Genomic DNA, 12,550 nt, shown 5'->3' on the forward strand with positions numbered 1-12,550 from the left:
GGAAAGGACTTATGCAGTCAGACGGCTGGCGTCCTGGGCAATCACCAACTCTTCATTGGTTGGGATGACCAGAGCCGGGCGAGTGCCTTCTTTATTGATGAAGCCTGATTTGCCGAAGCGGGCAGCCAGGTTACGTTCGTGATCCACTTCAAAGCCAAGCAGAGCAAGGCGACCCAGTGACAGTTCACGCACCATCGCGGCATTTTCACCGATGCCGCCAGTGAAGATCACTGCGTCCAGACGGCCATCCATCAGCGCGGTATAAGAGCCGATGTATTTCGCCAGGCGGTGGCAGTAAACGTCCATCGCGCGCTTAGCATCTTCTTTAGTGGCGTAGTTATCTTCTACATAACGGCAGTCGCTGGTGACTTCAGTCAGACCCAGCAGGCCAGACTCTTTGGTCAGCATGCGGTTGATCGCGTCAACGCTCATGCCCAGCGTATCGTGCAGGAAGAACATCACAGCAGGATCGATATCGCCTGAACGGGTGCCCATGACCAGACCTTCCAGCGGCGTCAGCCCCATGGAAGTGTCCACGCATACGCCATTACGGATAGCAGCAACAGAGCCGCCGTTGCCCAGATGGCAGGTGATGATGTTCAGCTCTTCTACCGGCTTGTTCAGGACTTTGGCCGCTTCCTGAGTAACATAGAAGTGGCTGGTGCCGTGTGCGCCATAGCGACGAACGCCATGCTCGCGGTACAGTTTGTACGGCAGGGCGTAAAGATAAGACTCTTCAGGCATAGTCTGATGGAAAGCCGTGTCGAAAACCGCCACATTCTTATCAGACAAGTGCGGGAAGTTCTTCATCGCTTCGTCGATGCCAATCAGGTGCGCCGGGTTGTGCAGCGGGGCGAAGGACGAGGCATCTTTAATGCCTTGAATCACATCCTGATCGATGATCACCGACTGGGTCAGCTTTTCGCCGCCGTGAACAATGCGATGACCTATTGAAGTGATAAGTGCAGACAGCGCTGGTTTTTGTGCCAGAATAGTTTTAACGATGAAGTTCAGTGCCTCGCTGTGTGCAGCGCCAGCGCCTAATGCTTCCTCGTGTTTAGCCCCTTCCATTTTCCACTTAATGCGTGCTTCTGGCAGGTGGAAACATTCGGCTAAACCGGAGAGAGACTCTTCACCATTTGCAGGATCGATGATGGCAAATTTAAGGGAAGAACTGCCGCAGTTCAGAACCAAAACTAACTTACTCGACATGGAAGGTCCTATTGGTTAAAAGTGGCGAAAAAAAACTCAATCAGACTATCAGCGTAGCGCATGAAAGCTGGTACATTAATGATGAACGTCAAGCTCACGGCAAATTTTGTTTAAAAGCAAAAAAAGTTAATAAACTTTACACGTTTTTTTGAATTTATAAGGATTTTTGACTGGCCTTACCGTTAGCTAATAGCAACCTCGTAACAGCCATTCAACAATCGCGCACAGGATAACCAGTGTGCCTGTTAAAGACAAAATATTTTGAAGGATGTAAGGTAAAGTTGTTGAGTTGTCTTTTTTGTTTAATTTTTATCTCCGAAGTTGAGGTCAACCATGGCTAATGAATCCGGCACCGTCGGTTGGTTTAAACTGTTCCAGCGTGGGCAGCATTATATGAAGACGTGGCCTGCCGATAAGCGCCTGGCGGCCATGTTCCCGGAAAACCGTGTGGCCAGAGCGACACGCTTTTCCATCCGTTTTATGCCGCCGCTGGCGGTGTTTGCTATGAGCTGGCAAATTGCGCTGGGCGGTCAGCTGGGCCCGGCAGTGGCTACCGCGCTATTTGCGTGCAGTCTCCCGATGCAAGGGCTGTGGTGGCTGGGTAAGCGCTCTGTTACGCCTTTGCCGCCAACGCTGTTGAACTGGTTCCATGAAGTGCGCGAAAAGCTGCAAGCCGCCGGGCAGGCGCTGTCGCCTGTGGAAGGTAAACCGACTTATCAGTCCCTTGCCGATGTACTGAAGCGCGCTTTTAAGCAGCTTGATAAAACATTCCTCGACGATCTTTAAGCGTCAGACCGGGTTTATTGGCATTTATCTGCTTAAACCCGGTCTGGATCAAAGAAGCGTCTGCTTGCCATTCCGCCCTAAAGCCTGTTGTGCCATCCTCAGTCATCCCCTTCAAATTTCGTTATGCCCGGTGCGGCACAGGAGTTAATGATGGAAATGACCAATGCCCAGCGTTTAATCCTCTCTAATCAGTACAAAATGATGAGTATGCTTGACCCGGACAACGCCGAGCGTTATCGCCGTCAGCAGACTATTATTGAGCGGGGTTACGGCTTGCAGATGCGCGAGTTAGACCGTGAATTTGGTGAGCTGACCGAAGCTGTCTGCCGCGGAATCATCGATGTTATGGAGCTGCATCACGCGCTGCATGTGTCCTGGACAAATCTGAAAGATCCCACCGCCATTGAAGAGCGTCGCCTTAACTTTCTAGGGTTTGATGCCGCGACAGAAGCCAGATACCTCGGCTACGTGCGGTTTATGGTGAATGTGGAAGGGCGTTACACCCATTTTGATTCCGGTACGCATGGCTTTAACGCACAAACGCCGATGTGGGAAAAGTATCAACGCATGCTGACTGTGTGGCACACTTGTCCGAGGCAATACCATTTGAGTGCGAACGAGATCGCGCAAATCATCAACGCCTGATAAGGATAAACGTAGTGAAGTGTAAAGGTTTTCTGTTTGATCTGGACGGCACGCTGGTCGATTCATTACCGGTTGTCGAACGCGCCTGGGTAAATTGGGCATCACGGCACGGTATCGCAGCTGATGAAGTGCTGAACTTCATTCACGGCAAGCAGGCTATCACCTCACTGCGTCACTTTATGGCTGGCTCTTCGGAAGAGGCGATTCAGCAAGAGTTTTTCGCGCTGGAAAAGGTTGAGGCCGAAGACACTGACGGCATCGTTGCTTTGCCTGGTGCCTTAGACCTGTTAACGATGTTGAACGAGCTGGATATCCCCTGGGCTATCGTTACCTCTGGATCTGTGCCAGTAGCTTCTGCCCGCCGCAAAGCTGCTGGCCTGCCAGAGCCTGAAGCTTTTGTCACTGCCGAGCGCGTGCAGAATGGCAAGCCAGAGCCAGACGCCTATCTGCTGGGTGCGCAGCTGCTGGATCTTGAGCCGGAAGAGTGCGTGGTGGTGGAAGATGCCGCAGCCGGTATTCTCTCTGGCCTGGCAGCTGGTTGCCACGTGGTGGCGGTCAACGCGCCTGCCGGTTCGCCAAGACTGGAAGATGTCGATATGTTGCTCAATTCGCTGGAAGAGTTGGTGATCCACAAAAATGCTGATGGCAGCATTGATGTGCACAGAAAGCACTAAGACATGATGTAACCCCGCTATAGCGGGGTTTTTTTTATGCGATGATCTGTACTGTCATTCCCCTGTACAGAGATCCCTCGTGAACAAAGAGTTGATTTGGGTTGTTAGCCTGCTGGCGATCACCATTCTGTTATTTGTCTCCGGAAAATTACGGATGGATGTGATTGCGCTGTTGGTGATCATCGTCTTTGTGCTCAGCGGAACCCTTACCCTGCAGGAAGCCACCCTCGGTTTCAGCGATCCCAATGTGATTCTCATTGCCGCTCTGTTTGTGATTGGCGAAGGCCTGGTGCGCACCGGTGTTGCGCTGAATATGGGCGAGTGGTTAATCAGGGCTGCTGGTAGCAGCGAAACAAAAATGCTGGTGCTGCTGATGCTCACGGTTGCCGGATTAGGCGCCTTTATGAGTTCAACCGGGGTGGTCGCCATCTTTATCCCGGTTGTGCTTAGCGTTTCTGCAAGAATGGGTATCTCGCCGGGCAGGCTGATGATGCCGTTAAGCTTCGCAGGGTTAATCAGCGGCATGATGACCCTGGTGGCTACACCCCCTAATCTGGTGGTAAATAGCGAATTACTGCGCGAAGGACTGAAAGGGTTCAGTTTCTTCGATGTCACGCCAGTTGGGCTTGTCGCATTGATCTTTGGGATTGGCTATATGCTGCTGGCGCGAAAATGGCTGGCAGATCCTCAAAGGAAAGGCGCCAGACGACCGCTGAATTTCAGAAAAACAGCGGCTGAAACCAGTGAGGTTGCGCCGGCTAAAAGTCAGGCTCCGCACGCTATTTTTTGTATGGCATTAATGGTAGCGATGATGTTGACCAACGCGATCCCCAATCCCATCGCCGCCCTGATTGCCTGTCTGCTGATGGGCAAGTTCCGCTGTATTGATATGGAAAGTGCTTATCGCGCTATTCAGTGGCCGGGGCTCATTCTGATTATCGGCATGATGCCCTTTGCATTAGCGCTGCAGAAAACCGGTGGGGTGACGCTGATTGTCGAAGGATTGATGGATGTGGCGGGGGGCAAAAGTCCGCATGTGATGCTGCTTTGCCTGTTCATCCTTTGCGCCACCATCGGACTCTTTATCTCTAACACGGCCACAGCTGTGCTCATGGCACCGATAGGGATTGCCGCCGCACAGCAAATGGGCGTCTCTCCCTATCCGTTTACCTTAATTATTGCGGTGGCCGCTTCAGCCGCCTTTATGACGCCAGTCTCTTCACCGGTGAATATGCTGGTGATGGGGCCTGGCGGATACCGCTTCAGTGACTTTGTGAAGATTGGCGTGCCTTTCACCCTGATTATCATGGTGGTCAGCGTACTTCTGGTGCCGGTGCTGTTTCCGTTCTGAGGCGACGCTACAGCGATTCCTGGCTGATTTCATCCAGCGAGAGGCTGAAGCTCGGCACAAATACCTCAACAAAGTAGTCCATCTCCGGGCTGTGGCGCTCGCTGAGGGTTTTCTCCAGCCGGGCTTTCGCCAGCTGAAATTCATGGTTGCCAGCAGAGAGTTCTTCCAGGCATTTCAGGTAGGCGCAAAGGGCATCAGCCTGCTTCACAACCGCTTTCTCGTCCTCGCTATGCTGATGTTCATCCAGCAGCGGACGATAAGCACTGCGCAGCTCTTCAGGCAGCATTTCAATCAGCTTCTGCTGAGCAATCTTCTCGATTTTTTTGTATTCATGGGCAATCTGCGCGTTGTAGTACTTTACTGGCGTAGGTAAATCGCCGGTTAGCACTTCGCTGGCGTCATGGTAGATCGCCATCATCGCGATGCGTTCAGCATTGAGGTTGCCGTTGAATTTTTGATTTTTGATCACGGCCAGCGCATGGGCGACCATCGCGACTTGCAGGCTGTGCTCGGAAACATTTTCGGTGCGCACGTTGCGCATCAGAGGCCAACGATTGATCAGCTTAAGACGGGAAAGATGGGCGAAAAAATGGCTCTGGTTCATGAGTGGCTATTTCCTGTAGCTAGACTGCAGGGAACGAACGGCTCCGTTCCCCAGACTGCCAGTATAACGCCATCCTGATGACGGCGTCAGTGGCGGTTTTGCTACAGGTTACTGACGATAACCTTCCAGGAAGCGCCCAAACTTGCTGATGGCCATTTCCAGATCGTTAACGTGCGGCAGGGTGACGATGCGCACATGGTCCGGATAGGGCCAGTTAAAGGCTGAACCCTGCACCAACAGGACTTTTTCCTGCAGCAGGAAGTCCAGCACCATCTTCTGATCGTCATGCAGGTTGAACTTCTTTGCATCAATTTTAGGGAACATATACAGCGCGCCGTCAGGCTTCACGCAGCTAACACCAGGGATATCATTGATCAGTTCCCAGGCACGATTGCGCTGCTCATAGAGCCGGCCGCCGGGAACGATGAATTCGCTGATGCTCTGATAACCGCCCAGCGCCGTCTGAATGGCATGCTGTGCAGGTACGTTGGCGCATAAACGCATCGAGGCCAACATTTCCAGACCTTCAATATAGCCTTTAGCGTGTTTTTTCGGACCGTTTAGCACCATCCAGCCCTGACGGAAACCGGCCACGCGATAGGTTTTGGACAGGCCATTAAAGGTGATGGTCAGCAGGTCAGGTGCCAGCGTGGCAATCGAGTGGTGCTGTGCCGCGTCATACAGGATTTTGTCGTAAATCTCATCGGCGAAAATAATCAGATTATGCTGACGAGCCAGCTCTACCACTTCCATCAACAGCTCTTTGCTGTACACCGCGCCGGTTGGGTTATTCGGGTTGATGATCACGATGCCGCGCGTACGGGGGGTGATTTTACTGCGAATATCGTCCAGATCCGGGAACCAGCCTGCGGATTCGTCGCACAGGTAATGCACGGCTTTCCCGCTTGAAAGGGACACAGCGGCAGTCCACAGCGGGTAATCAGGTGCCGGAACCAGCATCTCATCACCCATATTCAGCAACGCCTGCATTGACTGAACAATCAGTTCAGACACGCCGTTACCGATATAAACATCTTCGACGGTCATGTCGCGCATACCGCGAGCTTGATAATGCTGAACAATGGCTTTACGGGCGGAGTAAAGGCCTTTCGAATCACAATAACCCTGCGCACTGGGCAGATTACGGATCACATCTACCAGGATCTCGTCGGGGGCTTCAAAACCAAACGGCGCCGGATTGCCGATATTCAACTTAAGGACTTTATTGCCTTCTTCCTCAAGACGTTTTGCTTCTTTTAACACCGGTCCACGGATGTCGTAACACACGTTATCCAGCTTGCTTGATTTTTCAATTGGATTCATTTCTCTCGCCTTTGACTTGCAGAACTGCCTTCCTGCCATGGAAAACTAAACCAGCACAATGTACTCCTCTCTGCGGTGCTTTTGAAGGGCATCAACAGGCTTTGGTAGGTTACCTGAGGAAATCTGCTGTGGCTGGAAGGAGGGAAGGGTTGCGGTCGATGAGTTGGCATAAAATGCTGCCTATTATCACCAAACTGAAACTTAAAACTGAGCCGCGAGTCTGCATAAGAAGGTGAGACAGCGGGGTCAGCCTCTGAATGACCCTTTTTTGTAAGTATTTGGTAAAATTAGATGGATTGATGAACTCTGAAACTGTCAAAAATGTCTTAATTGAGTGATGATAAAATAACCAGTTTGATTTAAGGCGTTTTTTGGCAAACTAATCCCCCCTGTGAGGTGCTTCGTTGCTCTGGCAGAGGTACCTGCGCACGGATTGATAAATTTTAGTGTCCAAAGGCTGATTAGCCGGGCTTTAGCCAATAAAATGTTACTTTACTGATAAGAATAATAGGATTGGGGCTTAAAAAGTAAACGACAGTATGGCAGGATAATAACCAGAGGACCTTGCGCCGTGCGTGCCGGTTTCTCAGGTGATATTACGTCGTATACTGTCACCGGTAAGCTTAAGTAGCTCTTATCATTTTTCCGCTGTATCTACAGCGTTCTGGTTGTTCAATTTTACATGGTTTTTAAACACTATCAGCACCGTAGTCCGGCTTAACTGTCTGACTGGCGGCGCTAAGTGACCATGTTAGTGCCGCTTTCTGCTTCTTATGAGTCAGGGTTGCACATCGTTGTGATGTATCAGAGGGAACAGACTGTTATCGGCTCCACCTGCGGTTAACACCGGGGACATTCAGGCCGATGCAGTTTTGACGTCTGCGAAGAAAAGTAATGTAACGTGCCGTTCAGCGCACCGCATTACGCCATTGTTATCACTGTATCCCATTGATACAGAAGGTAATGACACCAGGGTAGCTGTTCGTATAAATCTTATAAAGTGAAGAAAACATGACTAGTGCAAATCGTCCGATCCTTAATCTTGACCTCGATCTGCTGAGAACATTTGTTGCTGTTGCCGATCTGAACACCTTTGCTGCTGCGGCAGCCGCGGTTTGCAGAACCCAATCAGCTGTGAGCCAGCAGATGCAGCGTCTGGAACAATTGGTTGGCAAAGAACTGTTTGCCAGACATGGACGTAACAAATTACTGACGGAACATGGCATTCAGCTTCTTGGCTATGCCCGTAAGATCCTTCGTTTCAATGACGAAGCCTGTACGTCTTTAATGTACAGCAATATCCAGGGCGTGCTGACTATCGGTGCCTCTGATGATACGTCTGATACCATCCTGCCTTTCCTGCTGAACCGCGTCACGTCAGTCTATCCAAAGCTGGCCATTGATGTCCGTGTGAAGCGCAATCCGTTCATGATGGAGATGTTAAATCAGGGTGAAGTGGACTTAGTTGTCACCACTTCAAGCCCGATGAACTTCGCCTTCCAGGTCTTGCGTACTTCACCAACACTTTGGTACTGCGCGGCTGACTATATCTTCCAGCGTGGGGAAGCGATTCCTTTGGTTCTGCTGGATGAGCCAAGCCCGTACCGTGATATGGCCATTGACCACCTCAACGAGGCCGGTATTCCATGGCGCATCTCTTATGTTGCTTCCACCCTTGCGGCCGTTCGCGCAGCGGTCAAAGCCGGTCTGGGCGTCACCGCTCGTCCCGTTGAGATGATGAGCCCGGAACTGCGCGTGATGGGTGCGGCTGAAGGCCTGCCGGTTCTGCCAGATACTGAGTATCTGCTGTGCCGTAACCCGGAAAGTGACAATGAGTTGGCGCTGGCCATCTTCAATGCCATGGAATCAAGCAACGATCCTTACAACCTGACGTTGGCAGCCCAAAACGCGGCTTCACTTACCGATGAAGACGAATAAGATTTTCTGTAAAATACGTATTTTTAGTTGTTAATTTTTAACGATTAATAAGAAGCGTTTGCAGAAATAAAGCCCTTCAGTGCGAATATGCATTGAAGGGCTTTTTTATTGAATTATTTTCGCCCGTTTGTACCCCGATTTTCCCGCGCAAATATCCCCTCTGATGCAAAAACCACCTGCAGTTGATTTTCCCTGTTTTAAACAAAAAGGGGAACGGCGTCTGCCCTGACCTGAATTGATTTTGCGCACTGATAAGCGCTGTTTTTTGCGTCATAAAAGATAAAAGTGTGTGCTGGATCAAAAAAATAGCCCCATCAAGGGGAAGGAAAACCCGGCAAATCCTGCCAAAATAGGCGTTGTTAAAACCGCGATCCGCACAGGGAAATACCCGCTACACTTTGACTGATAACCAGAACTGACTCGATTTAGCTCACTTTCTGCGCATCATATGTTAAATAAATGCTGCTGGTGTAAATTAATGTGTGGATACTTTTGTCAAAGTTGACAGAAGGTTATAGAAAGGAGTAAAAAACCACATAAAATCGCTGCCTAATCAAAAAAGTCAGCAAAGTTTATGAGGTTTTTTATTTTTCCCTTGAATCGTTGGGGTGGTCAACTGCCGGTTACAGAGCAGAATACCAGTACCCCTAGTTGAGTTAAGCAGAGCGTATGTCTACAACTACAGAAGTTATCGCCCATCACTGGGCTTTTGCTGTATTCCTGATCGTTGCAATTGGCCTTTGTTGTGCAATGTTGGCCGGAGCATGGTTTTTAGGCGGAAAAGCCCGTGGACGCTATACCAACACGCCTTTCGAGTCAGGTGCCCCTGCGGTAGGAACGACCCACCTTCGAATGTCTGCCAAGTTCTATCTGGTGGCCATGTTCTTCGTCATCTTCGACGTTGAAGCCCTCTATTTATACGCCTGGTCGACTGCTATCCGCGAAAGCGGTTGGGTCGGCTTCGTGGAAGCCACTATTTTCATTTTGGTACTGCTGGCTGGTTTGGTTTATCTGGTGCGGATCCGCGCGCTGGATTGGGCTCCTGCACCTCGTCGTGTAGTGGTCAAACCAACAACCATCTCGCATTCCAACCGTCATACGCAGTAAAAGCGAGGCTTAAAGATGGACTATACGCTCACCCGCGCGGACCCGAACGGCGAGAATGACCGTTACCCATTACAAAAACAGGAGATCGTTACCGATCCTCTGGAAAAGCACGTTCATCAAAACGTCTACATGGGCAAGTTAGAACATGCCCTGCACGACATGGTGAACTGGGGGCGCAAAAACTCTCTGTGGCCGTTTAACTTCGGTCTTTCCTGTTGTTACGTGGAAATGACCACCTCGTTCACCTCGGTGCACGATGTGGCCCGTTTTGGTTCGGAAGTTATCCGTGCCTCGCCTCGCCAGGCCGACTTTATGGTGGTTGCAGGCACCTGCTTCACCAAAATGGCACCGGTTGTTCAACGTCTGTATGACCAGATGCTGGAGCCGAAGTGGGTGATCTCAATGGGTGCCTGCGCCAACTCCGGCGGGATGTATGACATCTATTCGGTGGTGCAGGGCGTGGATAAATTCCTGCCTGTTGACGTTTATATTCCGGGTTGCCCACCGCGCCCTGAAGCCTATATGCAGGCCCTGCTGCTGCTGCAGGAATCGATCGGTAAAGAGCGTCGTCCGCTCTCGTGGGTGGTGGGTGACCAGGGTGTTTATCGCGCCAATATGCAGTCTGAGCGCGAAAGAAAGCAGGAAGAGCGCATTGCCGTGACCAACCTGCGTACACCTGACGAAATTTAACCGCTACCGCCACTAAGACGTTGTGGACAGCACGTTTTCGCAGCGTCATACCAGCAGGTAGAGCTTTATGGATGTCCGGCAGCGTATAAAAATCACAACACGCGCACGGTCATCCTGACGCCAATACTGAGTGCCTGCCTGCAGGCCCACAGGGTGAACAACTTATGACAGATTTGACCACGCAAGATCTCGCTCAGCCTGAATGGCAAACCCGTGATCACCAGGATGACCCGGTGATCGGCGAGCTGCGTAAGGGTTTTGGGCCTGATGCCTTTACCGTCCAACCTACCCGTACCGGCGTGCCGGTCGTCTGGGTGAAGCGTGAACAGCTGCTGCAAATCGTAGAATTTTTACGCAAGTTGCCAAAACCTTATGTGATGCTTTACGACTTACATGGGATGGATGAGCGTCTTCGTACTCACCGCGCTGGTTTACCTGCCGCGGATTTTTCCGTTTTCTATCACTTCATTTCCATTGAACGCAACCGTGACATCATGCTCAAGGTGGCGTTGTCTGAAAACGATCTGCATGTGCCAACCGTCACCAAAATTTTCGCTAATGCCAACTGGTACGAGCGTGAAACCTGGGAAATGTTCGGCATTACCTTCGATGGTCACCCGCACCTGACGCGCATCATGATGCCGCAGGACTGGGAAGGGCATCCGCTGCGCAAAGACTATCCGGCGCGCGCCACTGAATTCGACCCGTTTGAGCTGACTAAGAAAACGGAAGATTTGGCGATGGAGCAGATGACCTTTAAGCCGGAAGACTGGGGCATGAAGCGCGGTAACGCGACTGAAGACTTTATGTTCCTCAACCTCGGGCCTAACCACCCGTCAGCGCACGGTGCGTTCCGCATCATTCTGCAGCTGGATGGCGAAGAGATTGTCGACTGTGTTCCGGACGTGGGTTACCACCACCGTGGCGCGGAGAAGATGGGCGAACGCCAGTCCTGGCACAGCTACATTCCTTACACTGACCGCATTGAGTATCTCGGCGGTTGTGTAAACGAAATGCCTTACGTGCTGGCCGTTGAAAAACTGGCTGGTATCAAGGTGCCAGAGCGTGTTGACGTTATCCGCGTGATGCTTTCAGAGCTGTTCCGTATAAACAGCCACCTGCTGTACATCTCGACCTTTATTCAGGACGTTGGGGCAATGTCTCCGGTGTTCTTTGCCTTTACCGACCGCCAGAAAATTTACGACGTAGTTGAAGCTATCACCGGTTTCCGTATGCACCCGGCCTGGTTCCGCATCGGCGGCGTGGCACATGACCTGCCGAAAGGGTGGGAAGGTCTGCTGCGTGAGTTCATCAACTGGCTGCCAAAACGTCTGAAAGCGTACGAGCAAACGGCACTGAAAAACTCCGTGCTGATTGCCCGTTCTAAAGGCGTGTCCGCGTACAACATGGAAGAAGCGCTGGCGTGGGGAACCACGGGTGCCGGTCTGCGTGCCACGGGTCTGGACTTTGACGTGCGCAAATGGCGTCCGTATTCAGGCTACGAAAACTTCGACTTCGAAATTCCGATTGGCGATGGCGTCAGCTGTGCTTACACCCGTGTGATGCTGAAGATGGAAGAGATGCGCCAGAGTCTGCGCATTCTGGAACAGTGTCTGAATAACATGCCGGAAGGCCCGTTCAAAGCGGATCACCCGCTGACTACGCCGCCGCCGAAAGAGCGCACGCTGCAGCATATCGAAACCCTGATTACTCACTTCCTGCAGGTGTCGTGGGGCCCGGTCATGCCGGCCAACGAATCCTTCCAGATGATTGAAGCGACGAAAGGGATTAACAGTTACTACCTGACCAGCGACGGCAGCACCATGAGCTACCGCACCCGCGTGCGTACGCCTAGCTTCCCGCACCTGCAGCAGATCCCATCAGTGATCAACGGCAGCCTGGTATCCGATCTGATCGTATACCTCGGTAGTATCGATTTTGTTATGTCAGACGTGGACCGCTAATTATGCACGATCAAAGAATTGCGATCGAAACGATCGAAGATAACCAGGCTTTTGTGCTGAGCGCGTTAGAACGTGACGCCATCGAGCATGAGAAGCACCACTATGAAGATGCCCGTGCCGCCTCAATTGAAGCACTGAAAATTGTGCAGAAACAGCGTGGCTGGGTGCCGGACGGCGCGATCACCGCCATTGCAGACGTGCTGGGCATTCCGGCCAGTGACGTTGAAGGCGTGGCCACGTTTTACAGCCAGATCTT

The 12,550-nt window shown here is 51.5% G+C and carries 12 protein-coding genes; 9 read left to right on the plus strand and 3 right to left on the minus strand.

The window, feature by feature from the left end:
* Positions 1-9: 9 nt before the first annotated feature.
* A complete protein-coding gene (gene ackA / locus WCC56_RS18300; RefSeq protein ID WP_424693751.1) occupies positions 10-1,212 on the minus strand; it encodes an acetate kinase in 1,203 nt (400 codons plus the stop codon).
* 333 nt (positions 1,213-1,545) lie between these two features.
* On the opposite strand from ackA, the gene yfbV reads away from it, so the two are divergent.
* From yfbV to WCC56_RS18320, 4 genes are all read left to right on the plus strand, one after another.
* Entirely contained in the window at positions 1,546-1,998 is a 453-nt protein-coding gene (gene yfbV, locus WCC56_RS18305; RefSeq protein WP_424693752.1) for a terminus macrodomain insulation protein YfbV, read from the plus strand.
* 150 nt (positions 1,999-2,148) lie between these two features.
* On the plus strand, positions 2,149-2,643 hold the full coding sequence (locus WCC56_RS18310) for a YfbU family protein (protein ID WP_424693762.1): 495 nt from the start codon (positions 2,149-2,151) through the stop codon (positions 2,641-2,643).
* A 14-nt stretch (positions 2,644-2,657) separates the two neighbouring features.
* Positions 2,658-3,317, plus strand: coding sequence for a sugar phosphatase (locus tag WCC56_RS18315; RefSeq protein ID WP_424693753.1), 660 nt, complete (start codon positions 2,658-2,660; stop codon positions 3,315-3,317).
* 79 nt (positions 3,318-3,396) lie between these two features.
* On the plus strand, positions 3,397-4,668 hold the full coding sequence (locus WCC56_RS18320) for an SLC13 family permease (protein WP_424693754.1): 1,272 nt from the start codon (positions 3,397-3,399) through the stop codon (positions 4,666-4,668).
* A gap of 7 nt (positions 4,669-4,675) precedes the next feature.
* Here WCC56_RS18320 and yfbR read toward each other — a convergent pair whose 3' ends face one another.
* Positions 4,676-5,272, minus strand: coding sequence for a 5'-deoxynucleotidase (gene yfbR, locus WCC56_RS18325; RefSeq protein ID WP_424693755.1), 597 nt, complete (start codon positions 5,270-5,272; stop codon positions 4,676-4,678).
* A 108-nt stretch (positions 5,273-5,380) separates the two neighbouring features.
* Positions 5,381-6,595: a pyridoxal phosphate-dependent aminotransferase gene (locus WCC56_RS18330; protein WP_424693756.1), complete on the minus strand. Its 1,215-nt coding sequence runs from the start codon at positions 6,593-6,595 to the stop codon at positions 5,381-5,383.
* A 1,011-nt stretch (positions 6,596-7,606) separates the two neighbouring features.
* Here WCC56_RS18330 and lrhA point away from each other — a divergent pair.
* The 5 genes from lrhA to WCC56_RS18355 form a co-directional block, all read left to right on the plus strand.
* The gene (gene lrhA / locus WCC56_RS18335; protein WP_424693757.1) at positions 7,607-8,533 is read left to right on the plus strand and encodes a transcriptional regulator LrhA; all 927 of its coding nucleotides are present in this window, start codon (positions 7,607-7,609) and stop codon (positions 8,531-8,533) included.
* Positions 8,534-9,202: 669 nt separating this feature from the next.
* Positions 9,203-9,640, plus strand: a complete 438-nt coding sequence (locus WCC56_RS18340) for an NADH-quinone oxidoreductase subunit A (RefSeq protein WP_424693758.1) — start codon at positions 9,203-9,205, stop codon at positions 9,638-9,640.
* 15 nt (positions 9,641-9,655) lie between these two features.
* Positions 9,656-10,330 carry a NuoB/complex I 20 kDa subunit family protein gene (locus tag WCC56_RS18345; RefSeq protein ID WP_424693759.1) on the plus strand — a complete coding sequence of 225 codons (675 nt, stop codon included), beginning with the start codon at positions 9,656-9,658 and terminating at the stop codon, positions 10,328-10,330.
* A 164-nt stretch (positions 10,331-10,494) separates the two neighbouring features.
* On the plus strand, positions 10,495-12,294 hold the full coding sequence (gene nuoC / locus WCC56_RS18350; protein ID WP_424693760.1) for an NADH-quinone oxidoreductase subunit C/D: 1,800 nt from the start codon (positions 10,495-10,497) through the stop codon (positions 12,292-12,294).
* Positions 12,295-12,296: 2 nt separating this feature from the next.
* Positions 12,297-12,550 (plus strand): NAD(P)H-dependent oxidoreductase subunit E (locus tag WCC56_RS18355; RefSeq protein ID WP_424693761.1); only part of this gene is annotated, 254 nt, incomplete at its 3' end.

It is taken from the genome of Erwinia sp. (genome assembly GCF_049696395.1).
Classification (GTDB): domain Bacteria; phylum Pseudomonadota; class Gammaproteobacteria; order Enterobacterales; family Enterobacteriaceae; genus Erwinia.